The sequence below is a fragment of the Arthrobacter sp. C152 genome, assembly GCF_054890965.1.
The window spans coordinates 129202-152300 of the sequence record NZ_JBTZSU010000009.1 but is presented as its reverse complement, the minus strand read 5'-3'; the positions used below and the strand labels follow the sequence as shown (position 1 = coordinate 152300).

The 23099-nt window shown below is 59.8% G+C and carries 18 protein-coding genes and 2 pseudogenes; 8 read left to right on the top strand and 12 right to left on the bottom strand.

The genetic code is table 11. From position 1 onward, the window contains the following. Positions 1 to 54: 54 nt before the first annotated feature. The 9 genes and pseudogenes from ACYSM9_RS09385 to ACYSM9_RS09345 form a co-directional block, all read right to left on the bottom strand. Positions 55 to 561: pseudogene (locus tag ACYSM9_RS09385) on the bottom strand (transposase); the annotation flags it as partial. Between the two features lie 325 nt (positions 562 to 886). Further along, positions 887 to 1660: an enoyl-CoA hydratase gene (locus ACYSM9_RS09380; RefSeq protein ID WP_056394556.1), complete on the bottom strand. Its 774-nt coding sequence runs from the start codon at positions 1658 to 1660 to the stop codon at positions 887 to 889. A gap of 31 nt (positions 1661 to 1691) precedes the next feature. After that, entirely contained in the window at positions 1692 to 2852 is a 1161-nt protein-coding gene (locus ACYSM9_RS09375; RefSeq protein WP_461856699.1) for a bifunctional 2-methylcitrate synthase/citrate synthase, read from the bottom strand. Positions 2853 to 2880: 28 nt separating this feature from the next. Beyond that, complete coding sequence (gene prpB, locus ACYSM9_RS09370) at positions 2881 to 3786, bottom strand: methylisocitrate lyase (RefSeq protein ID WP_461856698.1); 906 nt, start codon at positions 3784 to 3786, stop codon at positions 2881 to 2883. Then, entirely contained in the window at positions 3787 to 5307 is a 1521-nt protein-coding gene (locus ACYSM9_RS09365; protein WP_461856697.1) for an MmgE/PrpD family protein, read from the bottom strand. It abuts the gene before it with no gap. Positions 5308 to 5390: 83 nt separating this feature from the next. Next, positions 5391 to 6611 carry an acetyl-CoA C-acetyltransferase gene (locus ACYSM9_RS09360; protein ID WP_461856696.1) on the bottom strand — a complete coding sequence of 407 codons (1221 nt, stop codon included), beginning with the start codon at positions 6609 to 6611 and terminating at the stop codon, positions 5391 to 5393. Between the two features lie 35 nt (positions 6612 to 6646). After that, positions 6647 to 7402, bottom strand: coding sequence for an SDR family NAD(P)-dependent oxidoreductase (locus ACYSM9_RS09355; RefSeq protein ID WP_307090606.1), 756 nt, complete (start codon positions 7400 to 7402; stop codon positions 6647 to 6649). Positions 7403 to 7490: 88 nt separating this feature from the next. Continuing rightward, positions 7491 to 8705, bottom strand: coding sequence for an acyl-CoA dehydrogenase family protein (locus tag ACYSM9_RS09350; protein WP_373427720.1), 1215 nt, complete (start codon positions 8703 to 8705; stop codon positions 7491 to 7493). Positions 8706 to 9038: 333 nt separating this feature from the next. Then, positions 9039 to 10364 carry a dihydrolipoamide acetyltransferase family protein gene (locus tag ACYSM9_RS09345; protein WP_461856695.1) on the bottom strand — a complete coding sequence of 442 codons (1326 nt, stop codon included), beginning with the start codon at positions 10362 to 10364 and terminating at the stop codon, positions 9039 to 9041. A gap of 429 nt (positions 10365 to 10793) precedes the next feature. Between ACYSM9_RS09345 and ACYSM9_RS09340 the strand changes: the two genes are divergently transcribed. The 3 genes and pseudogenes from ACYSM9_RS09340 to ACYSM9_RS09330 all read left to right on the top strand — a co-directional run bounded on the left by ACYSM9_RS09340 (position 10794) and on the right by ACYSM9_RS09330 (position 13043). Then, on the top strand, positions 10794 to 11297 hold the full coding sequence (locus tag ACYSM9_RS09340) for an Lrp/AsnC family transcriptional regulator (RefSeq protein ID WP_307090609.1): 504 nt from the start codon (positions 10794 to 10796) through the stop codon (positions 11295 to 11297). 217 nt (positions 11298 to 11514) lie between these two features. After that, positions 11515 to 11727, top strand: coding sequence for a helix-turn-helix domain-containing protein (locus tag ACYSM9_RS09335; RefSeq protein WP_461856694.1), 213 nt, complete (start codon positions 11515 to 11517; stop codon positions 11725 to 11727). 220 nt (positions 11728 to 11947) lie between these two features. Beyond that, positions 11948 to 13043, top strand: a pseudogene (locus tag ACYSM9_RS09330) (IS30 family transposase). A gap of 602 nt (positions 13044 to 13645) precedes the next feature. On the opposite strand, the gene ACYSM9_RS09325 reads toward ACYSM9_RS09330, so the two are convergent. Then, complete coding sequence (locus tag ACYSM9_RS09325; RefSeq protein WP_307090611.1) at positions 13646 to 14566, bottom strand: Rossmann-like and DUF2520 domain-containing protein; 921 nt, start codon at positions 14564 to 14566, stop codon at positions 13646 to 13648. Beyond that, positions 14556 to 15917, bottom strand: coding sequence for an MFS transporter (locus tag ACYSM9_RS09320; protein ID WP_461856693.1), 1362 nt, complete (start codon positions 15915 to 15917; stop codon positions 14556 to 14558). Before ACYSM9_RS09320 ends, ACYSM9_RS09325 begins: the two co-directional genes overlap by 11 nt. Positions 15918 to 16455: 538 nt before the next feature. Here ACYSM9_RS09320 and ACYSM9_RS09315 point away from each other — a divergent pair. Next, positions 16456 to 17112, top strand: a complete 657-nt coding sequence (locus tag ACYSM9_RS09315) for a GntR family transcriptional regulator (protein WP_461856692.1) — start codon at positions 16456 to 16458, stop codon at positions 17110 to 17112. Positions 17113 to 17247: 135 nt separating this feature from the next. On the opposite strand, the gene ACYSM9_RS09310 is transcribed toward ACYSM9_RS09315, so the two are convergent. After that, positions 17248 to 18366 carry a 3-isopropylmalate dehydrogenase gene (locus tag ACYSM9_RS09310; RefSeq protein WP_461856691.1) on the bottom strand — a complete coding sequence of 373 codons (1119 nt, stop codon included), beginning with the start codon at positions 18364 to 18366 and terminating at the stop codon, positions 17248 to 17250. A 473-nt stretch (positions 18367 to 18839) separates the two neighbouring features. On the opposite strand from ACYSM9_RS09310, the gene ACYSM9_RS09305 reads away from it, so the two are divergent. The 4 genes from ACYSM9_RS09305 to panC all read left to right on the top strand — a co-directional run bounded on the left by ACYSM9_RS09305 (position 18840) and on the right by panC (position 23046). Continuing rightward, positions 18840 to 20309, top strand: a complete 1470-nt coding sequence (locus ACYSM9_RS09305; protein ID WP_461856690.1) for an aldehyde dehydrogenase family protein — start codon at positions 18840 to 18842, stop codon at positions 20307 to 20309. Continuing rightward, positions 20306 to 21088 carry an SDR family NAD(P)-dependent oxidoreductase gene (locus ACYSM9_RS09300; RefSeq protein WP_461856689.1) on the top strand — a complete coding sequence of 261 codons (783 nt, stop codon included), beginning with the start codon at positions 20306 to 20308 and terminating at the stop codon, positions 21086 to 21088. The genes ACYSM9_RS09305 and ACYSM9_RS09300 overlap by 4 nt, the downstream gene beginning before the upstream one ends. Before the next feature lie 62 nt (positions 21089 to 21150). Beyond that, positions 21151 to 21924: a FadR/GntR family transcriptional regulator gene (locus tag ACYSM9_RS09295; protein ID WP_461856688.1), complete on the top strand. Its 774-nt coding sequence runs from the start codon at positions 21151 to 21153 to the stop codon at positions 21922 to 21924. Positions 21925 to 22161: 237 nt separating this feature from the next. Then, complete coding sequence (gene panC, locus ACYSM9_RS09290) at positions 22162 to 23046, top strand: pantoate--beta-alanine ligase (protein ID WP_461856687.1); 885 nt, start codon at positions 22162 to 22164, stop codon at positions 23044 to 23046. Positions 23047 to 23099: the final 53 nt, after the last annotated feature.

Genomic DNA, 23099 nt, shown 5'->3' with positions numbered 1-23099 from the left:
CAACGTGACCATCACTCCGGCCACCGCAGCCTGACAAGCCCTACTTTCGTATTAGATCGGATCCAAAGGTCGGGCAGACCATTCGGCCAGCTCCCCGGCAACCTTCTCCGTGATGCGGCTGACGGTGTCTTTGGAGACCCTGGCGCCGTAGACCTCCTCGAAGTGCGCAGCGATTTCCCCGGTGGTCAGACCCCGTGCGGACAGCGAGAGGACGATCTGGTCGATCCCGTCCAGACGCCGTTTCCGTTTGGGAACGATCACCGGCTCGAACGAGCCGTCCCGGTCCCGGGGCACCTCAATCTCGACCGGGCCGATCTCGGTCAGCACGGTTTTTGATCTGGTGCCGTTGCGCATGTTGGCTGCGATCGGGGTCTGGCCGTGCTCGTGCCCGAGGTGCTCGGTCAGTTCCGCTTCCAGCGCGGTCTCCAGCACATTCCTCGTGAGCTGGTTCAGCAGCCCGCCAGGGCCTACCAGGCTCTCGCCCTGCTCCTTGGCCTGCGCGAGCAACCGCTCCGCAAGCTCCTTCTGATCGATGATCTCTCCCGTCACAGGATCGATCATCACCCCTGTGATCTCGGTCGTGGACTCTGACACGGCCGTCTCCTTTCGGATCAGGCCGGACCCTCACACACCGTTTTTCTTACAGTCCCTCTTTGTCTGTCGAAGTGGCGTGGTGACCGAGAGTGATTCATGGTTGGGGTCCCGAAGGGTGAACTGGCTTCGCGTCGGGCGGACTGTTTTGTAGGTGTGGGATCCCGGCGCGGCACCCGGCCTTCGGGCGTGTGCGTTGCGCTTCTCCTTGCCGCGCCGGGAATTTTTGACAGGTTTGTCGTCGCGGGCTGCTGGGAGATTGAAGTGTGCGCGTCGCCCCGCAGCTGGTAGGGCGTCAGCCGTGGGTAAAGTTGGGCTGTCTCTTTTCGACGAAGGCGCGCATACCTTCCTTTTGGTCCGAGCTGGCGAACACAGAGTGAAAAATCCTGCGTTCGAAGAGGATGCCGCTGTCCAGGGGCATTTGAAAGGCAGCATTCACTGCCTCCTTTGCCAGCATGACAATTGGCGCGGACTTCTCAGAGATAGCCTTCGCAGTTTCCAGGGCATCCTCCAGGAGCCTGTCGTGAGGGACAAGCCTTGCTACCAGACCGATGCGTTCAGCCTCAGCCGCGTCGATAGTGCGGCCCGTGAGGATCATCTCCATAGCCTTTGCCTTGCCGACGGCGCGCGTCAACCGCTGTGAACCTCCCATGCCAGGTATGACGCCCAATTTGATCTCGGGCTGGCCAAATCGCGCTGAGTCAGCTGCAATGATGAAGTCGCACATCATTGCCAGTTCACAGCCTCCGCCCAGCGCGTGGCCAGCGACGGCAGCAATTATCGGGGTCCGTACGGCGGCCAGACCGTCCCAGCCCTGCAGCCAATCGTCCAAGTACATATCCATGTAAGTCCGGGAAGACATCTCCTTGATGTCGGCCCCTGCGGCGAAGGCGCGATCGGATCCGGTCAGAAGGATGGCACCCGTATCAGGGTCCTTGTCTAAGCTTCTGGCAGCCGAGACGACTTCTTGCATGAGTTGAAGGTTCAGTGCGTTGAGAGCCTCCGGTCGATTCAGTGTGATGACGCCTACGCGTCCACTTTGCTTTACGGTGATGGTTCGAAAATTCATGCTCTTCCTCGAAGGAGGCTGCGTTAGGCAACTAGGAGTGGGTGTGGATTCCAACCGGGACCGACCGCTCTTCGGGCCCGTTGTAGGCACTGAGCGGGCGGATGAGGGTGTTGGAAGCGGCCTGCTCCATGATGTGGGCGGTCATGCCGGGGATACGGCTGGCGACGAAGATGGGGGTGAACATGGGGGTGTCGAAGCCGATGAGGTGATAGGCCGGACCCGAAGGGTAGTCAAGGTTTGGCTTGATAGCCTTGGCTTCGTCCATCGCCTGTTCGAGGCCGTTGTACAGTCCCAGAATTTCCGGCCTGCCGTAGTAGTCGATCAGCTTGTCCAGGGCCCCCTTCATGGTGGGCACCCGGGAATCGCCGTTCTTATAGACCCGGTGTCCGAAACCCATGACCTTTTTCTTCTCTGCGAGGGCTTCCTCCATCCAGGATTTGGCCCGGGTCGCGGCTTCGTCGAGAGATTCCTCCGGGCGTATGCCGATTTCAGTGAAGGTGTGCATGACTGCTTCATTGGCGCCGCCGTGCAGGTGACCTTTGAGCGCCCCGATGCCGGCTGTAACGGCGGAATGCAGGTCCGAAAGTGTGGACGTGACTACACGCGCAGTGAACGTGGAGGCGTTGAAGGAGTGCTCCGCGTACAGGATCATGGAGACATTGAAAGCCTCTACGACCGCGTCCGCGGGTTCTTCACCAAAGCTCATCCAGAGGAAATTGGCCGAGTAGCCCAGATCATCCCGAGGATTCACGAGATCCTGCCCGCGGCGGCGGCGCTGGTCGTAGGCAACAACGGCAGGCATGGCCGCAAACAGATCAATGGCCTTTGTCAGGTTTGCCTCTGGTGAGGAGTGCTCGGACAGCGGGTGACGCGCGCCGAGGACGGATGCTGCGGTGCGGCAGACGTCCATCGGATGAGCGGACTTAGGCAGCGAATCAATGATCATTTTGAGAGCCGGATCGAGGCTCCTGCTTGCACGCTCGCGAGCAGTGAACTCCGCAAGTGCGCTTTCTGAGGGCAGCTCAGCGTTCCAGAGGAGGTAGGCGACCTCTTCGAAGCTGCACCGAGCGGCGAGTTCCTGAACCGGGTAGCCGCGGTACAGCAGGGAGTTGGTATCCGGGTTGACCTTGGAAATGGCGGTGTAGTCCACCACGACCCCAGTGAGGCCTTTTCGAATGTCTGTATCAGTCATGCTGAACTCCTTCGTTGCATTACGTGTGTTAGCGGATATTAGGGATCTGGAAGTTGAAGACGTCGGAATCGAATTTGTTGTAGGCCTCGTAGTCCACCAAGTCATAAAGACGCGCACGAGTGAGCATTTCGGGGACGCGGACCTGCTGTGTTCCGAGGCTTCTGAGCGTGTCCAAAACCCGTTCAGCAGCGCCCATGGCGCTGCGGAGCAGGGTCACCGGATAGATCACCATGTTGACGCCTACGTTCTGCAGTTGGTCTTTGGTGAACAGGTCGCTTTTGCCGAACTCGGTCATGTTGGCAAGGATCGGCACGTCGACGGCGTCCCGAATGGCACGGAACTCGTGCAGGTCTCGCATGGCCTCGGGGAAGATGGCGTCCGCGCCGGCGTCGACCAAGGCCTTTGCCCGGTCTTTGGCTGCCCGGAGTCCATCCACGGCGCGGATGTCGGTGCGGGCCATGATCAGGAAGTTGGGGTCGCGGCGGGCGTCGGCGGCTGCCCTGATCCGCTTGGTGGCCGTGTCGAGGTCCACCACGTTTTTCCCATCCAAATGGCCGCAGCGTTTGGGGTTGAACTGGTCCTCGATGTGGAGACCGGCCAGGCCTGCATTCTCGATTTCCTGGACGGTGCGGGCAACGTTCATCGGTTCGCCGAAGCCAGTATCCGCGTCCACGATCGCGGGCAGGTCGGTCATCCGGGCGATCTGACCGGCACGGGTGGCTACCTCGGTGAGCGTGGTGAGCCCGATGTCCGGCAGGCCCAAGTCATTGGCCAAGACGGCGCCGGAAATGTAAACGCCCGCGAAGCCCTTTTCCTCGATCAGCCGCGCCGAAAGTGGGTTGAAGGCGCCGGGAAACTGCGCGATGGGCCCGGATCGCAGGAGTTCCCGCAGTCTAACGCGTTTCCACTCGGGCGTTGTTCCTGAATACAGCATTTAGAACAGCCCCTGTGGTGCTGCGTTGAGGTCGATGACGCCGGGGGCGGCGGTGATGTTTAACTGGTCCAGCTCGCCCGGGCCCAGGTCCGGAAGGGCTTCGGCAGCAGCGAGGAAACGCTCGATTTCGGCATCCTCGACGAGCCCGGCCGCAAGGGTGCGGAACTTGTGCACGTACTGTTCGCGGGCGAAGGGCCGGGCCCCAAGCGGGTGGGCGTCGGCCACAGCGATCTCATCGGTGATGATGGTGCCGTCGGTAAGGGTGATTTCCACGGATCCGCCGAAGGCTTTTTCGTTGGTGTCCAGGGAGTGGTAGCGGCGGGTCCACTCCAGGTCTTCCTCGGTGGTCACCTTGCGCCACAGCTCGACGGTGTCAGGCCGGGCGGCGCGTTCGGGGGCGTAGGAATCCACGTGGTGCCAGGCCCCGTCCTGGAGCGCGACGGTGAAGATATACGGGATGGAGTGGTCCAGCGTCTCCCGTGAGGCGGTCGGGTCATATTTCTGCGGATCATTGGCGCCGGACCCGATGACGTAGTGAGTGTGGTGGCTCGTCCTAATTTGCACCGACTTCACGTTTGCGGGGTCGGTGACCTCCGGGTAGTCCTTGTGCAGCTTCCGAGCGAGGTCGATTAAGGCCTGGGCCTGGTATTCGGCGGAATGTTCCTTGGTGTAGGTATCCAGGATGGCGCGCTTGGCCTCGCCGGCCTCGGGTAGCGGGACCTCATAGGTGGCCCCCGGGCCATCCAGCATCCAGGCGATAACGCCGTCCTCGCCTTCGTAGATCGGCACCGGGGAGGTCTGTCCGCGCATGGCACGGTCCGCGGCTTCAACGGCCATCTTCCCGGCGAAGGCGGGGGCGTGCGCTTTCCAGGTGGAGATCTCGCCCTTACGTGACTGCCGAGTGGCGGTAGTGGTGTGCAGCGCCTGACCAACAGACTGGAAGATGGTCTCGACATCAAGGCCCAGCAGGGTGCCAATCCCTGCTGCGGCGGAGGGGCCGAGGTGGGCGACGTGGTCGATCTTGTGCTTGTGCAGGCAGATCGCCTTCACAAGGTTCACCTGAATTTCGTAGCCGGTGGCAATGCCCCGGATCAGGTCCTTTCCGCTGGAACCCATGTGTTGCGCGACGGCCAGGATCGGCGGGATGTTGTCGCCCGGGTGTGAATACTCGGCAGCCAGGAACGTGTCGTGGTAATCCAACTCTCGTACAGCAACGCCATTGGCCCAGGCAGCCCATTCCGGCGAGACCCGTTCGCCGACGCCGAAGACCTTAGCCCCCTTTCCGCCGGTACTGGGGCTGTGGGCCAGTGCCTGGGCGCGGGCGGCCACGATCGGCGCCCGGTTCAGCGAGGCAATGGCCACGGACGCGTTATCGATGACGCGGTTGATCACCATATCAGCCACTAGCGGTGTAACTTCTACATCGTCAGCAGCGACCACCGCGATCTTGTACGCCAGCTGCTCCTCGCGAGCAAGGTTCTCTTCACTCTTGTATACACGGACGGAATGTTTATTCTTCACGTTGATTCTTTCAGGATTGCGGATGATGGGATTTCTGGACCGCGCAGGCGTGGCACTTTTGCCGTGTCGTTGAGGAGGGGGAGCTAGTTCCGGTAGAGCAGCAGCGCTTCGCCCTGTCCACCGCCACCGCAGAGGGCGACTGCCGCCCGGCCGGACCCCCGGCGGAACAGTTCGTTGGCGGCATGAAGTGCCAGGCGCGCCCCCGAAGCTCCGATGGGATGGCCCAAAGCGATGGCCCCGCCGTGTATGTTGCAGCGGTCCAAGGGAATTCCCAACTCGTTCAGCGACTGAACCGCGACGGCGCCGAAGGCCTCATTGATCTCGATGAAGTCGAGATCTTCTGCGGTCCACCCGGCCCGTGCCAGCGCCGCACGGGTGGCGTTCGAGGGCTGTGAATGCAGTGAATTATCAGGACCAGCTACTTGGCCAGGGGCGCTGACGACGGCAAGGATCTCAAGTTGGAGTCGTTCAGCGTTGGCGCGACTTGTGAGGACAAGGGCTGCAGCTCCATCGGAGAGGGGCGAGGCGTTTCCTGCCGTGATGCTGCCATCGGCAGCAAAGGCGGGACGTAATTGGGACAGGACACCGACGTCGGTGCCCGGTCTTATCTGTTCGTCCCTGTCAAGAACCAGCGACTGTCCTTTCCTCCTGCCGTCAACAGTGATGGGTACGATTTCGTCCTTGAACACTCCTTCGTCGGCTGCCTGAGCAGCTCGCCGATGGGACGCCGCCGCCACCTCGTCTTGTTGGCGTCTCCCTATGCTGTGCACCTGGTTGCCTCGTTCAGTCAGGAGGCCCATAGAGATGCCTTCCTGTGCGTCGCTGAGGCCGTCACTGACAAGGGAATCGATCAAGTTGCCGCCGCCGTATAGCCATCCTTGGCGCGAGCCAGGCAGCAGGTGTGGACTCCGACTCATGGATTCCTGCCCGCCGGCAACCACCACTTCCGCGTCACCGGCGCGGATGAGGCGTGCAGCATCTATGACGGCGGTAAGCCCGGACAGGCAAACTTTGTTTATTGTGGTCGCAGGTACTTTCCCGCTAATTCCAGCTTTTAGCGCGGTCTGGCGGGCCGGATTTTGTCCTGAGCCTGCCTGCACAACCTGGCCCATCACCACGGCATCTACCAGGCCCGGATCGATGCCGGCCTTTTCAAGTGCTGCGCTTACTGCTGCTGCACCGAGTTCTACCGCGGTCAGTCCCGCCAACTGGCCGTTGAGCTTGCCTTGGGGGGTTCGGGCACCACCGATAATCACTACATCCTCCGGGCGGGAGGGTATTTCATGTGTTGGCTTGCTGTGCATGCTTTGTCCTTCGAAATCAGTGTTGATGTGCGGGGCTACCGGGAGGCCATTCGCAGCGCCCCATCCATCCGGATGATTTCCCCGTTGAGATAGTCGTGGTCGATGATTGACAACGCCAGTTGAGCGAATTCCTCGGGGCGGGCTAACCGTTTGGGGAAGGTGACGCCGGCGGCAAGTCCCTGACGCACTTCATCGCTCACAGAGGCCATCATGGGGGTTTCGACGATGCCGGGTGCTATGGCATTTACCCGTATTCCATACTGGGCAAGGTCCCTGGCTGCAGGAAGGGTGAGGCCTACAATGCCGGCTTTTGACGAGGCGTAGGCGGCTTGGCCAATCTGCCCTTCGAAGGCAGCGATGGAAGCCGTGTTGATAATTACACCGCGTTGACCATCACTATCCGGGTCTGTGCGTGAGATGGCTTCAGCCGCGGAGGCGAGAACGTTGAAGGATCCGACGAGGTTTACTTCGATGACCTTTGCGAAGAGTGAGAGGTCATGTACGCCTCTTTTCCCGAGGATTCGCATTGTTGGGAGAATGCCTGCGCAATTGATTACTGTCCGCAGGGGCTTATCGGCCGAGGCTTTCAAAACGACGTCACGGATCTGAGCAACGTCGGTCACGTCGGCCTCGACGTACTCCACGCCGTTCACCGGCTGACTCTTTCCGATGGAGTCGCCGAGGTCGACGGCAAACACGTTTGCGCCCCGTTCGGCGAGAACCCGGGCGGTGGCTGCGCCAAGACCTGACGCGCCGCCGGTAACGATTGCTGCAGTATTGCTGAGCTCCATATTAATTGCTCCTCTGTGTAGGGCGCTTGCTTCCGGGACGGTGCAGGTGGTGATGCGGCTGATATTGGGGGGCGGCAAGGGCTTTGGGTCAGGCGAACGCAGAGATACCTGTCAGGGCCCGCCCGACCAAGAGAGTGTTGATTTCATGGCTGCCCTCGTAGGAGTAGATGGCTTCCGCGTCAGCGAAGATTTTCGCCATCTCGAAGTCCGTGCTGATTCCATTGCCTCCCACGATTGACCTACCGAGAGCAACGGTCTTGCGCATCCGCTCTGTGCAGGTTGCTTTTGCCAGCGCAGCATGGTCCATGGTGAGAAGGCCCGACTCCGTGAGGCGTGCGAGTTGGATCATCAGGGAAAGGGACATGGTTGCGTTTCCTATCATTCGAGCCAGTTGGGCCTGAATGAGCTGGAAGGAAGCAATCGGTTTGCCGAATTGCTTACGCTGGAGCGCATATGCCCTCGCAACATCGAATGCTGCAAACTGCTGGCCGACGGCCTGCCAACTGACCCACACCCTTGAGTGAAGGAGGAGAGAGTTGGCGTCCCGGAACGTTCGTGTTCCTGGCAGCCAATTGGTGAACGGGATTCTGACGTTATCCAGAGTGATGTTGGCATTCTGGATAATGCGGACAGCTGCCTTGTTGGGTATGGCTTCAGTGCGGAAACCCTCGGTGCCTTTCTCGACAATGAACCCCTTAATCTGGTCGTCCGCTGTATCGCGGGCCCAGACCAGGACGTAATCCGCGAAGGTACCGTTGCCGATCCATCTTTTGTGCCCATTCAGAATCCATTCATCTCCACTTCGGGTTGCAGTGGTTTCCATCTGCCTGGAAATGTCGGACCCGTGCAGGGGCTCCGTAAGGGCGAAGGCTCCTATTTTTTTCAGGGACAGCAAGTCTGGAAGCATGGTCTGACGATGCTCATCGGAGCCCAATTCGCGGATCGCTGTGGTGAACAGTTCGTCATGGACGCCAAAGAACGTGGACACGGAAGTATCCGCGCGTGTAAATTCCATCTGGATCAATCCGGCCAATAGATGCCCACGGCTATTCAGTCCGGTCAATTGCTGTTTGCCCAGTTTGGGCAGGAGCTCGAATGGGAATTCCGCTCGATTCCAAAAATCGACGGCAATGGGGCGTACTTCCTGCTGGAAAAAGTTGCGGGCTTGGGCGAGCTGGGCCTGCTCGGCTACGGTGAGGAGGCCCGAAAGGTAAAGAAGATCCGCCTCGGGGTACGGCGGCAAATTGTCCTGAACTCCTGGCGCTGCGGACGCAGGCGGGGGCCCTTTCTGGAGCACCGGCATGGTTCCTCTTCTCTGACGTTTAGTTTGTTGTTTGACGGTTCTGGTTCGGCCACGGCCACGGGGCAGCTTGCCCATGGCCTTGAAAGTTCGATGGGATAAAGCTTCTGGCCGTATCTTTGTCCACGAACTGGCGGCAAAGTCCTTCTCCTTGTGGGAGCCGAACGATGCTGTGGTCGGCCATACCACTAACCCGCCATCACATTTGTTCGGAATGAGCGTCGATGTTGCCTGACTTCAACCGACGTCCGATTGGGATGGTCTGTCATCTGCCACTAGGGAGCGGCCTCGTGATGGCGGCCGCACCCGGGAGTTGGGTTGTGACCCGTGGGTGGTTTAGAGCAGTGCCAGACCGGGTTCCCTAAGGAGCGCGGCTGTGTCTGCCAAGAGTTGTGAGCCCTGCTGTCCATCCATGACCCGGTGGTCAAAGGACAGTGCTAGCTGGAGGACCGATCGAGGCTCGATTCTTTCGCCATGTTCGTCCTCTACGACCCAAGGAGTCCGACGAACTGTTCCTACAGCCAGGATCGCGGCCTCCCCTGGGTTGAGGATTGGTGTGCCCGTATCAATTCCGAAAACGCCGATATTCGTGATCGTGACTGTGCCGTTGGTCATCGCCGCTTGTTCGGTCTTGCCCGACCTGGCTGTAGAAGCCAGGTCACCGATCGCTGTCGCTAGTTCAGCGAGACCCAGACACTGGGCACCCTTGATGTTGGGCACGATCAGCCCTCTCGGTGTAGCCGCCGCAATGCCTAGGTTGACTTCGCGGTACTGGACAATTTCCTGTGCGGCTTCATCCCACTTCGAGTTCGCCTCGGGCGTCCGCTGAATGGCCTTCAGGAAGGCGCTTGCGACGAAGGCGAGCGGTGTGAGCTTGACGTCGGAAAACTCCCTGCGGCGGCCTATTTCGGATTTCAATACCAGAGTCCGTGAAATGTCGACTGTAACGAATTCCGTGACGTGCGGTGCTGTAAATGCGGACTGCACCATGGCAGCCGCAGTGTGTTTCCGCACCCCCTTGATAGGAATACGAATGTCGCCGCCAGCGACGGGGTTTACCTGTGCTTTCAGACCACCAATCGGGGTGTCACTGAAACCATTGTCGCTGGCGTGTGCCCTGAGCACATCTTCGCGGGTGCATATGCCGCCAGGCCCGGTGGGTTCGACGGCAAGCAGATTAAGGCCAAGGTCTTTTGCCAGCTTTCTGACCGGCGGGGTCGCCTTTGGGCGCCCGGTTTCGGCAGGGGGCTGAACCGCCGGACTATCCTTAACTTCGCTTGGGACGGCTCGGGCGCGGCGTCGCTTACTTTGTACTTCACGCGCTCCATAGCCAACCAGGAGTTTGGGATCTTCCTCATCCGCGGTGGCTGTTGACTCTGGGGACGTTCCTGGCCTGTCGGATCCGTCAGCAGGCTCAGGGGATGAAGTCACAATGCTGATGATTGGCCGTCCTACATCAACCGTCTCCCCTTGCGCGGCCAGCAATTCGCTGACTTCACCTGCAAATGGGCAAGGGAGTTCTACCAGCGATTTTGCTGTCTCGATCTCTACGATGGCTTGGTTAACCGTGACTTGGTCGCCTTGTTTGACAAGCCAATTGATGATTTCTGCCTCGGTGAGGCCTTCACCCACATCCGGCAGGGCGAATTGTTTTACGATCATGGTTCATCTCGTCCGTTAGTAGTTGAAGCTGCGGTCAACCGCATTAAGGATTCTGTCCAGCCCGGGAGGCCACCACTCTTCTTCCAGCCTGCTTGAGGGTGGGTGTGACGTACCCGGCGACCCTGATTGCTGGGGCTCCAAGAATGGAATGCCGCGCTATGCACCAAGGACGCGATCTCTCCTCTGATTCCTGCGCCAGGGGAGGCCCCGTGGGCTACCGCTAACCGCCCCGTTCACTTCACGGAACTGATTCGCGTCGGGGCCGATCAACAAAACCTCACACATGTATGCCTCCATATCTATGGGTAGCAGTGCTGATTGATCTGATGCATAAGCTTGAGATGTGCCTGCGGCTATGGTCAACTTATAGGCAGTTAACTAAGCATCAGACGTAGATGAGGGAAACTTTGCGGGATTCAGCTGGACGAAATGATTAGTATCGACAGGCTCGACTCAGAGCTCCTGAAGAGGCTCGACAACAACGCCCGTACGGGCGTCGCAGACCTTGCCGCCCAACTGGGCATCTCCCGAAACACGGTCCTGGCCCGACTCCAAGGTCTGGAAAAGCGGGGTGTACTCCAGAGATACCGGCCGGTTGTGGACCTAGAGGCGGCCGGAATCCCCGTGCAGGCCTTTGTCGGTCTCGAACTCGATCAGCGACGTCTAAGCACCGTCGTCGAAGCACTCAGACAGATCCCGGAGGTCCTCGAAGTCACGACCCAGGCCGGCAGGGAAGACTTATTGGTAAGAGTGGCATCCGCAACACTCCAGGAACTTCAGGCTGCCGCAGCAAGGATGGTCGATATCCCCGGTGTCAGACATACGAATACAACCCTTACGGTATCGACGCCCCTCCCCTATCGCGTGCAGCCGCTTCTTGACCATTTGACGAGGGATTTAGGCTGGGGACGTTCTACTCCGCTCCCCGACTGACCCAGCCCTGCCAGCCGCGCCGACGGCCGCACAACAACTTGCACTCGCGGGCTGAGGCGTCAACGATGGTCGAAAAGTAGCCGTGGTTAGCCCTTGGCGTTCAGTGGTCGTTGCAACACTTGAGTGATTTAGGAGTTGCAATTGGCAGAGATGAAAGGCCCAGGAAGTCCCGGGAGCGCCTCCGAAGGACGCTCCCATCTCACATGAGAGGCCGACAGTGATCTCCGTCCGGTTCCTTTCTGGGTTCGAGCGGATTACGAACCCGGACCTGCTGCAGGCCCGGCGTAGCATCCGTGCCATATCCAAGGCACTCGGACGCAGTCCTTGGACCATAAGCTGTGAGATCCGCCGGAACACTCATGAGCCCTCTGGCAACTACCGTCCGCGAACGGCTCAGTCAGGCCGAGCACCGACGAAGCCGGTCGGGTAGGTTCCCGCTCGAGGACCTTAGCTCTATTGGGCATCAGCAAAGGGATGCCCCGTTATGGTGTCGGTGACGGTCGAAAAGTGAGCCATTGTGACGGCTTGGCGTCTAGTGGTCGTTGCAACACCTGAGCGTTTAGGAGTTGCAATTGGCAGAGATGAAACGACCACGAAAGTCACGGGGAGCCCCTCCAAAGAACGCTGCACGGGCTCACTATGATCAGCTGATGAAACAGGGAATAGGCAATTCCGAAGCATGCCGAATCGTCGGAATCAGCCGTAGTTCCGGCACCCGATGGCGGCATGGTCACACCGTTGTTCTGAAGTCCGGGGACATCAAGAGGGTTGCTCCCATCTCGCATAAGAGGCCGGTCGATATCTCCGCCCGGTTTCTCTCTGAGTCGGAACGAATCACGATCGCAGATCTCCTGCATGCCCGGCGGAGCATTCGTTCCATCGCGATGGAACTCGGGCGCAGTCCGTCCACCGTGAGCCGAGAGATTCGCCGCAACATTCACCAACCCTCTGGAAACTACCGTCCGCGGACAGCACAGCGCATCGCCGAACGTAGACGGAGCCGCCAACGGACCGGCAAGATCGCAGCCACCCCGGAGCTGCAGGAGTTCGTGCGTGAACATCTGATGCAACGCTGGAGCCCTCGCCAGATCAGCAACCGTCTACGCGCTAATTTCCCGGGACAACCCGAGATGCACGTCGCGCCCGAGACTGTTTATCAAGCGCTGTATGGGCGAGGAAGCCTGGATTTGGCCGTGGATCCTGCTGTCTCGCTGCGCAGCGGGCGGACCGGCCGCCGGCCGCGCCGCCGGAAGGAGCACCGGACAAGCGATTCCCGGACATGGTCATGATCCGGGACAGGCCCGCGGAAGTGATCGGCAGACCATCGCCACACTGGTCGAACGGACCACACGTTTCATCATCCTCGTGCACCGGGCAGGAAACCGTGGTGCTGAAAATCTGCGCGATCGGCTAGCTGATTCGATGACCCTGCTCCCGCCGCACCTGCGCCGTTCTTTGACCTGGGATCAGGGCACTGAAATGGCTTGCCACCAGGATTTCACGCGGCAGACGCTGATTCCGGTTTATTTCTGCGACCCGGCGAGCCCCTGGCAGCGCGGCTCAAACGAGAACACTAATGGCTTGCTCAGGCAATATTTCCCGAAAGGAACAGACCTCGGCATCCACAGCCCAGAACACCTCACCATGGTCGCTGCTGAACTCAACCGCCGACCCCGCGAAATCCTGGGTTGGCAGAGCCCCATGGAGCACCTGGCTAGACTGACGTCACCGGCGATAGAACCATAAACCGTTGCAACGACCACTGAACTCCGCCGCCCGCGAAATGGCTCACTTTTCGACCATCACTGACATATGGTCTGGAGTGTGGGCGCCTTCACGGTACGTCTGGGCTGCTTTGGTGCCAGTTTCATCTGACCGCTGACATCCGAGGTCAGAATCTTGGTTTGGCGGTGAAACCAAAGCGGTTGGCGGCCCGTGGAGGCCACCAAATTCATGGAGCTGGCTAGGAACGATGGGCTCGCCTCAGACAGCTCGGCCAGTGACGAGCGCATACGTAGGTAGTTTTCAGCACTAGGGTGGCCGGACGCCCTAGTGGTGGGGCGCCCGGCCGTTATTGCTCGGGGCGCAGAACGGAGTGTCCCCGCGCCTATCCGGCTGCCCTACATCCGCCCCATAGGGCTGAGGTGAACAATAGAACGAGTGCGGGCGACCGTTATCGAATAGTCGTTATGAACCTCGTTGGGGTGTTGAGCTGATTCGCTCCTAAAGCGACCCGCGTCCAGGATCGATTCCTATTCCTCTTGGTCTTGCCGAAAAGGTAGATGGAGTGCCGGCAGGAGGTAATAAGTATCCGTCAGGCGTCGGACGGGTGGCGAGGAATACCCAACTTATGCTCGATGACTGGCATGCAGTGGTTCGGGAACGTTGGAGGGGACGCCAACTATCTGCTCAATCTGCTGTTTTACCTCTTCCGAGATGCGTCCCGCGGTTAGAGCGATGTCCGCTGCGGCTTCGGACATTACCCGGTACACAGGAAGGCTTTCCGGCGTTCGTTCCGCGAGGGCACGGATGTGCTCAGTGACTGTTCCGATGTCACCGCGCACTACCGGCCCGGTGGCGCCGGCAGCGCCTTTCAGCAGGGCGTTATCCAGTGCTGCCGCCAGCGCCGGGCGAAGCACTTCAGAGGTGTCGTTGACCGAGATGCTGGCGAGCATGGCCGATGACTGAACAATCAGAGTGACCAGGTGATTGGTGGCATGGGCCATAGCCGCGTGGTACAGAACCCGGTCGGATTCGGCAACCTTGAAGGGGATTCCGCCCATGTCATGGACGAGGCCTTCTGCGGTCTGCCGCGCACCATCTTCAGCCGTGACGGCAAACCGAGCACCGGTAATGCGGCTCAGTTCCGTGTCGCGGTCTCCGCTGAAAGCCATTGCCGGGTGCAGTGCAATCACCGAGGCTCCTTGGTCCCCCAGGGGGTTAAGCACCGCAGCCCCGTATCTTCCGCTGACGTGAACGACGTTGACGCCGAGCCAGTCTTGTCGCTCGGCGGCCAGTGCCTGGGCGAGGCCTTGCAGGACGTCGTCGGGCACGGCGAGAAGTACAAGGTCGGCTCCGGCGGTAGCTTCAGCCACCGTTGAGGCTGCCTGGAAGTCCCCTAGTGTTTCCCGCGCGCCCTCTACGGCAGCTGGCGACGGGTCCCACACGGAAACCACGGTGTGACCTGCGCGAACCAGCGCTGTTGCGAGAACGATGCCGACCTTCCCCGCTCCAACCAGACCGATTGAGTGCTGCTGACTAATATGCATTGGCGTTACTTTCTGACTTGTGGGCGTGTTCCTTGCCCAGGGATTTGCCGACAAGAAGCATGCCGACGGCCGCGACCAGCAAGAAGCCGGCACTAACCAGGATCGCTTGTGAACTCGACGCTGCCGTCGCATTTTCACCGCGGATGAGACCGACCATGTAGGGGGCAACGAAACCAGCTACGTTCCCGATGGCGCAGACCAGGGCGATGCCGCCGGCTGCGGCCACTCCGGTGAGCAACCGGGGAGTGATGGACCAAAATACAGGGAGGGTTGAGAGGCACCCGATCGCGCCGACACAGAAACCGACCATGGCAACCACGGGTGCCGAACCCAGAGTCAGAGCAGCCATGACCAAGCCACCTGCGCCCAGGGCAGACGGTACTACATAATGCAGCACACGTTCCCCTGTTCGGTCAGATCGCCGGGAGATGAGGAACATCGCGACAGAGGCGAAGATGTAAGGAACGGCAGTGATGAAACCTACCTGAAGGATCGAGAAGGTGCCCATCTGTTTGATGATCGCAGGAAGAAAAAACGCCAGTGCGTAGATTGGGATGATCATGCTAAAGAACACCACTGCCATGCCAAGCACACGAGGGTTGATAAACGCCTGGCGCAGCGTCCCTGACTGGTGAGTTGTATCCTCTTCACTCTTTTCCTTTGCCAAAGCCGCCGTCAGCCACCTACGTTGGCGTTCGTCAAGCCACTTTGCACGGGTGGGAGTATCCGTCAGGAAGGCAAGTACGAGCACGGCGACAAACAAACATGGAATTCCTTCGAGGAAGAACATGAAGCGCCAACCTTCGACGCCGAAGGGATTGAAGCCCATCAGCCAGCCGGACAACGGGGACCCGAACGCTGATGAAAGCGGCACGGCCAGATAGAACAGCGCGATGAGTCGGGCGCGGCGGGCGGACGGTATCCACTGCGTGAGGTAGAGGATCACACCCGGCACGAGCCCTGCCTCCGCGGCACCCAGCAGGAATCTGAGAATGTAGAAAGCCATCTCATTTTGCACGAAGGCCATGCCCATGGCTGCGAGTCCCCACGTAACCATGATGCGTGTAATCCATAGCCTCGCTCCGACCCGGTAGAGGATCAGGTTGCTCGGTACTTCAAACAACACATAGCCGATGAAGAACAAGCCAGCGCCAAGCCCATATGCCGCCTCGCTCAGCTCCAGGGAGGTCTGGAGATGATCTTTTGCGATCCCGATGTTGGTTCTGTCGAGATAGTTAAGGATGTAGACGACGAACAGGAGCAGACCAAGCCGCCACGTTACAAGTCGCATGGTGCTTCGCTCGAGTCCCGGCGTCCCGTCGAGGAACCCGGTGGCGTTGTCGAGTGCCACTGTTACCTTCTTTCGTTGCCCGCGGGCGCGATTTAGCGCCATCTCATGGCGAGTTAGGGAGGCTATAATCCAGGCCAAAAGCTCTTCCCGAAACGCCATCGCCGCGATCCTCCACATTGAGCCGCGCAGCGTTTCGGGGTTAGAGCGCCGATAGTAGGAAGTGACCGGAACTCTTTGGATCCAGAACCCTCACAAACCCCATGATAACTGTGACTTGCGGAATAGAACATGTCAATAGGCCGAAGTACTCCCGAATTCGCGCTTCTGTGCGAGGAGGCCGTACGGCGAAGTGTGTATTTCACAGGTAAGACCAGTAATCCGACGGCCACTCTCTTCAGATCACAAGAGTCTGCGCGTGTCCGGCAGCCCAGTTCGGCGCCCGGAGCAATCTGCTGGCTCTGCGCCTGTCCGCGTGCCTTCCATGCTCGACTAAGCTTGTACTAACGAAAGGTTGTGAGTGGTGGTTGGTTCCCAGTCAGTCCAACACGGTGGCGGCGACGGCCTTGTTGATGCTCCCGCCCGGCGCAGGGTCCCTTTGGTGGACGAAATCACGGTGCTTCTGCGCGAGCGGATCTATTCGCAGCAGTACCCGACAGGGGCCTGGCTAAAGCAGGAGGAACTCTCCGAGGAACTGGGCGTAAGCCGGACGCCTCTGCGCGAAGCGCTGCGCCGGCTGGAACAAGAAGGACTGATCAAGTCTGACTCCCGCCGGGGGGTCAGAGTCATTTCAGGCGATGCGACGACTCTGCTCGCAGCTTACGAGTTGCGTGCTGTTATCGACGGTTTAGCGGCGCGCTTGGCCGCGGGCAATGTCTCGGCTGCACGCCTTCGTGATCTCCGGCAAGTTATTGCTGCACAGCGCAAGGCCGTCGACCCTTGGAACCCCCGGGGATATTCAAAGCTGAATGTCGATTTACACGAGATGATCGTGCAAATGACAAACAACGAGTTCGTGATTGCCCAGACTTCCATTATTCGAATGACAGCTCAGGTATTTGCCCCCGTTGCGATGATCGAGCCCAGCAGTGCACTGCGGGCCATCGATGAGCACACAGCAGTTGTGGACGCGATCGAATTGGGGGATGGTGTTACGGCCGAGCGCTTGGCCAGGGACCACATCGAGAAAACGATCCACCAGCTACGCAGCGGCGCCCCGCGTGAGTCCTCAGTCGAATATTTTCAGGCGCCCGCTTAGCGAATCGGCGCCCATGCGGGGATGAAAAGTATGGGGCTGGCTTGGCCCGATGGCTAGAACCCTCGCTCGATGCTTCTAGCCGTGTACAGCAGGCATCCCGAGTTCTTGACTGGGTGCCTGCTGTACAACGGGGGGTCAGATCGCGGCCATCGCCGTCATGATGGACGTCTCTCCGATCTGGGAATCTACGCCCGTTTCGTCCGCGATGCGCTCTGCGATACGATCGCCGATCTGCACCGTCGTTGCACCCATACCCGCTCCGGCCAAAGCAGGCAGTTCACCCAGCACAGAGGCCGCTGCATTCTCCAGAACCAGCGCTGCTTTACCTTCGCCCAAGGATGCCAGGCATAGTGCGGCGGAAAGTACAGCTGCCGCCGGGTTTGCCCATCCCTTTCCGGCAATGTCAGGCGCGGACCCGTGGACGGGTTCAAACATGCTGGGTGCGGTGCCGTCCAAGTTGAGGTTGGCGCTGGCCGCAACGCCGAGGCCTCCTTGGATGGTGGCGCCCAGGTCCGAAATGATATCGCCGAAAAGGTTGTCAGTCACGATTACGTCGAATCGCTCGGGGTTCATGGGCATGTGTTGGCACATGGCATCAGCATGGACGTAGTCGACTTCGACGTCACTGTACTGGGCCGCGTGCTCGTTGACGACGCTTTGCCACAGTTCACCTGCGTGGACGAGGACATTCTTCTTGTGGCAGAGCGTCAGCTTTCCGCGGCGTGCCTGTGCGAGGCGGAAGGCGTAATCGACGACGTCGGAGATGGCCTGGGCGGTGTTGACGGATTCCTGCAGTGCTACGGCATTCCTGGTCCCGGCATGGACAGTCGAACCTCCGCCGACGTACATGCCCTCGGTATTCTCACGGACGACCACAAAATCGCAGCGGCCTGGTTCGAGGTCTCTGATGGGGGTTGGGACTCCCGGATAGAGACGCACCGGTCGAAGGTTGACCTGCTGGCGAAGCTCGCGGCGCATCCGCAGGATCAAACCTCGTTCGAGGATGCCCGGGGTTACCCGGGGATCTCCCATGGCCCCGAACATTATGGCGTCGTGGGCACGGAGCCTGTCTATTGTACCCGGGTCAATCAGCGTTCCCGTCTCGAGATATGCCTGCGCACCCAGCGGATATTCCGTTGTCTGCAGACCAAACCCGAAACGGCTGGCGGCGGCTTGCAGCGCTTTTACGGCCTCCCGGTTGACCTCCGGGCCGATGCCGTCGCCATGAATGATGGCCAAGTCATAAGTAGTCAAGAATATCGAGTCCTAATTCGTGAGATCGAAGTCGCGCCAGAGTTTGCCGTCCCCGTGGACGGCATCTCTTCGGTCATGCTCCACTGGTGTCGGACGCAACAAGAGATGCCGTCATTCTGAAGGCCGGTCCCTCATTGGAGATGCCACTTACACGCCTGTGCGGAACGCTCCGGATCCCGAAGATGCAGCAGGCAATGCAGCTGCCTGCTCGGATTTTCTCAAGTCCGAGGACTCATACCGTCTCTGGATCCAGAGACTCAAGTATCGCGAGATGCGAGTCTTGCGTCAACAGTTCTTGCCCATTGCATTGAGGATAACGGCGCTCATTCAGGGCCGCAGGACCCGTTTTGGCCACGTCGAATAGTCCGGTTCAAACCCCTGCGCTTGACGTGGGGCTACTCACTAGCGCATTCTTTTAGGTATCACCGGCCTTACCAGTGCCGACAATGAACCCCAAAGGAGTGGACTCAACAGTGGGCCTTTTCAAACCCCCTTACCCCAATGGACTGCCTATTGCCGGAGAATGGGTTACCGACGGCGTCGGTACATCCACCATTTCGTTTCCCTACGACGGCTCCGAGGTGGCGCAGGCCCCGGTCGGCACAACCGACCATGCGAGACAAGCACTTGATGCCGGCCTCACCGCCCAGCCACTGGTTGCAGCCCTGCCTGCAGCGACCCGCCGCCAGCTGCTGCTGGATGTCCGTCATACCCTTGAGGAGCGCCGCTCGGAATTTGAACAGCTGCTGGTGGCAGAGACGGGCAAGCCTCTTGTGGATTGCCGAACAGAGGTCAGCCGCGCCCTCTTCACCTGGGCCGCTGCCGCCGAGGCCATTTCAGCCCTTCATGGGGAGACGGTCCCGCTCGATATCCAGGCCGGTGGAGAAGGAATGATCGGGTACTGGACTCGCAAGCCCATTGGCTTGGTTGTCGGTATCGCCGGGTTCAACTATCCGCTGCTACTGGCCACCCACAAGATCGCACCTAGCATCGCCGCTGGATGCGCTGTTATCTGCAAGCCGGCACCCAATACCCCCTTGTCGACCCTATGGCTGGTTCACCTGATTCGTCAGTCCGCCCAGGCCCTGAACGTCACCGAGGACATTGTTCAGATGATCACAGGCGGCCCGGAAGTCGGCAGCGTCCTTACCAGCGATCCCCGGATCGGTGCTGTCAGTTTCACGGGTTCTGCGGCTGTCGGACACCAAATTGCGCGGGACTGCGCGCCGCGCAAGGTACTACTTGAGCTCGGATCCAACGCTGCACTGATTGTGGCATCGGATGCTGATCTGGATGCAGCCGCCGACGCCGTCATCCGCGGCGGCTTCTACGGCAACGGGCAGGCATGCATATCAGTCCAACGCATCGTTGCTGACGAAAGCATCATCACTGACCTTTCCAAACGGGTGGTGGAGCGAATGGGAGAGGTGGTAGTCGGGGACCCCAGAAATGAAAAAACTCGGGTAGCCAAACTCATCAACGAAGACTCAACCCGGCGGGTAACAGAATGGATTGACGAAGCTGTGAGCAACGGCGCCGAGATCGCCTTCGGCGGCGGAGTCAAGGATGGCCTCCTCGAACCTACCGTCCTCGTTGACGTCCCGTCCGGTGTAAAGGTTTGGGATGAGGAAATCTTCGGGCCAGTTGTGTGTATTCGCTCCGCACCCGATTTTGATGCAGCCATAGACCTCGTCAACAACTCCCGCTACGGGCTGCAAGCGAGCGTTTTTACAGCCTCGCTTGCCAGGGCCTACCAGGCAATTGACGGGCTCGACGTCGGCGGGGTGATCGTCAACGAGGTTCCCGGCTACCGGAATGACACCATGCCCTATGGCGGAGTTAAGGATTCCGGGACAGGACGTGAAGGCCCCCGCTTCGCAATGGAAGAACTGACCGTAACCCGCATGGCCGTTATTCGCCCTGATAGGAGAACCGCAAAGTGAACTACAGCAACCTTTTTCGACTTGATGACCGCAAGTCCTTCGTACTGGGAGCCGGAAGCGGCATCGGCCGTGAATCCTCGCTGGCGTTGGCCGCCCATGGCGCCCACGTTATCTGCGCCGATCGAGACCTAGATGCCGCCAAGCACACAGCAAAGTTGATCGAAAACGAAGGGGGGCACGCCCAATCGTACGAACTCGATGTTCTCGATACCGATGCCGTCTTCGCTGCCGCTGCCGATCACCCAGATGTGGAAACACTGCTCTTCACCGCAGCAACCAACGTGCGCAAGAGGCTGCTCGACTACTCCTCTGAAGAGTACGACCGCGTCGTAAACCTCAATGTCCGGTCCAGCTTTGACCTGATCCGCGCCTTTGGCGCCAACATGGTCCGCCAGCAGAAGGGGAGTATCATCGGGTTCTCCTCAGTGCGCCACGTGGTGGTCGAACCCGGACAAGGCGTCTACGCCGCCACCAAGGCAGCAACGGTGCAACTGCTCCGGACAGCGGCTGCGGAGTTTGGTCCGGCCGGCGTGCGGGCAAATGCTGTAGCGCCCGGGTGTGTTGACACGCCTTTGACCGATTCCATCAAGGCAAACCCTGAATGGTACAACGCCTATGCCACCAAGGGCGCGCTGGGGCGCTGGTCCCAGCCGAGCGAACTAACGGGCGCAGTCGTTTACCTGGCCTCTGACGCGGCCAGTTACGTGACCGGAACGGTACTGTATGTTGACGGCGGATGGACAGCTGTGGACGGCCGGTTCGATCCCCCAACTTCATAGGGCAGAGTCCCATGACCGGGAGGTCTGAGAACCAAGGTGGAAAGAAAGGACGGTGCGGAAGCGTGAACACCGAGCCATCGCAGCCCGGCCGCGCCTATCAGGTGATCGCTGGCCGCGTAGAGAGCGCTATCTTGTCGGGTGAGTTGAAACCCGGAGACCGTCTCCCCAGCGAGCGGGAACTCGTGGAGCAATATGGTGTCAGCCGCCCAACGGTCAGGGAAGCCCTCCGATTGCTTGAAAGCAACCACCTGGTCAAATCGCGACTAGGAGACCGGCGCGGGCCGGTCGTACTCCCGGCGAGTTCCCACTCCTTACAAAAATCGTTGACGAGGCTGACCTCCGGAGACATTGTCGGCTTCGCCTCCTTGTTACAGTTCCGCATGATTATCGAGAGCGCTGCGGTTGTGCTCGCAGCAAATAATCGAAGCGAATCGGAACTCCTGGAACTGGAACGGGCAAATGCGCGCATGCGGGCGAGCATTGAGTTGGGTTACAAGGATTTCAGCGCCGCTGACTTCGATTTCCACCGCATCGTCGCACGTGCAAGCGGCAATGCTTTGTTGGAGCTTTCCGGGGAGGCCGTCCGTGAATCCGTCCTTAACCTCATCCAGCAAAGAATCATTGATTCCGGGGACAGCCGGGGACAGATGTTGGCTTCTATTCGGCATCATGACGAATTACTGCACGCGATTCGGCATCGTGATGGCCGGCTAGCATCGTGGCTTACCCGGGACGGATTGTTTTGGTATTACTACGATTACGTGGAGGAAAAGGAGCGGCCCGGGCTTCGGTCTCTGGCCGATGAAGTTCGTCCGACAGAGAAGGCCGGCAACTAGCCAGCTGCCCTGCCTGCCCCTGCAGGACTTCTGTCACGGGATGTCCTAGGCCGCGGTATCCTCCTGTCCACTTGCTCAGGACTCGGCCGTCAGGAATAGCAAGTTTGCCCCGTCGAAGACCCCTGCCCGGCGGGCATGACTTTGACGGGTACATCACACCCTGAGCTCGAGTCGCCCATCAAGCCCGAACCCCACTGCTCCAAGGGAACAGGCGCGATCACTTTAAGGAACGCATAAATGCAACAGCACGCATTATCCAAAGAAGGGCAGATGATTGTTCATGAAGATCCCTCTTCTCTCGCCGCCGCCGTAGCCCGGCTGCGCGCTGCAGGCCGGTCGGTCGCGCTGGTTACGACCATGGGCGCCCTCCACAGCGGACATCAGGAACTAATACGCCAAGCCGGCCGGGACGGCCGGACTTCCGTGGTGGTGTCGATCTTTGTCAATCCGCTGCAGTTCGGCCCTCATGAAGACTTCGCACGCTACCCGCGTGATCTGGAAGCTGATGTCGCTAAAAGCTGCGAGGCGGGCGCTGATCTCGTTTTTGCACCTAGCGTGGACGAGATGTACCCCTCAGGCGATGCAGACGTAGTGACTATCGTCCCCGGGCCGCTCGGCGACGAGTTGGAAGGTAGAACCCGGCCGGGACATTTCGCAGGTGTCCTCACCGTTGTGGCCAAATTCCTAAACATCGTAAAGCCAGACCGAATTTACTTCGGCGAGAAGGACTACCAGCAATTGGTCCTGGTCCGATCGATGTCTTCAGACCTTAATATGGGCGTTGAAGTGGTGGGCGTGCCCACTCGGCGCGACGCCGATGGGCTGGCCTTGTCCTCACGCAATCGCTACCTCACTACTGAGCAGCGCACCGCTGCCCTCACTCTTTCGCAGGCCCTCACTGCGGCAGCAGCAGCCGCCGGGAATGGACCCGGCGCTGCGCTGAAAGCCGCCCAGGAGACACTGGCAGCGCAACCGCAGATAGTACCAGACTACGTCGAACTACGAACGGCCCACCTCGCTCCCTACAGCGGCGGTACGGATGCACGACTCCTGATCGCAGCCAGAGTCGGAACCACTCGTCTCATCGACAATGCTCATCTCAGCTTCCCTGAGACCACTTAGCCGAGGGAATTTGGAGAAGCTGACTGTTGCGATTCAAATCAGCCCTCCGCCGA

What these genes read in the sequence shown, in the direction of transcription:
- ACYSM9_RS09340 (WP_307090609.1), top strand. Translation starts at nt 10,794, where the DNA reads ATGATTAGTATCGACAGGCTCGACTCAGAGCTCCTGAAGAGGCTCGAC.
- ACYSM9_RS09325 (WP_307090611.1), bottom strand. Translation starts at nt 14,566, where the DNA reads ATGCATATTAGTCAGCAGCACTCAATCGGTCTGGTTGGAGCGGGGAAG.
- ACYSM9_RS09345 (WP_461856695.1), bottom strand. Translation starts at nt 10,364, where the DNA reads ATGATCGTAAAACAATTCGCCCTGCCGGATGTGGGTGAAGGCCTCACC.
- ACYSM9_RS09350 (WP_373427720.1), bottom strand. Translation starts at nt 8,705, where the DNA reads ATGCCGGTGCTCCAGAAAGGGCCCCCGCCTGCGTCCGCAGCGCCAGGA.
- panC (WP_461856687.1), top strand. Translation starts at nt 22,162, where the DNA reads ATGCAACAGCACGCATTATCCAAAGAAGGGCAGATGATTGTTCATGAA.
- ACYSM9_RS09375 (WP_461856699.1), bottom strand. Translation starts at nt 2,852, where the DNA reads ATGACTGATACAGACATTCGAAAAGGCCTCACTGGGGTCGTGGTGGAC.
- prpB (WP_461856698.1), bottom strand. Translation starts at nt 3,786, where the DNA reads ATGCTGTATTCAGGAACAACGCCCGAGTGGAAACGCGTTAGACTGCGG.
- ACYSM9_RS09360 (WP_461856696.1), bottom strand. Translation starts at nt 6,611, where the DNA reads ATGCACAGCAAGCCAACACATGAAATACCCTCCCGCCCGGAGGATGTA.
- ACYSM9_RS09355 (WP_307090606.1), bottom strand. Translation starts at nt 7,402, where the DNA reads ATGGAGCTCAGCAATACTGCAGCAATCGTTACCGGCGGCGCGTCAGGT.
- ACYSM9_RS09380 (WP_056394556.1), bottom strand. Translation starts at nt 1,660, where the DNA reads ATGAATTTTCGAACCATCACCGTAAAGCAAAGTGGACGCGTAGGCGTC.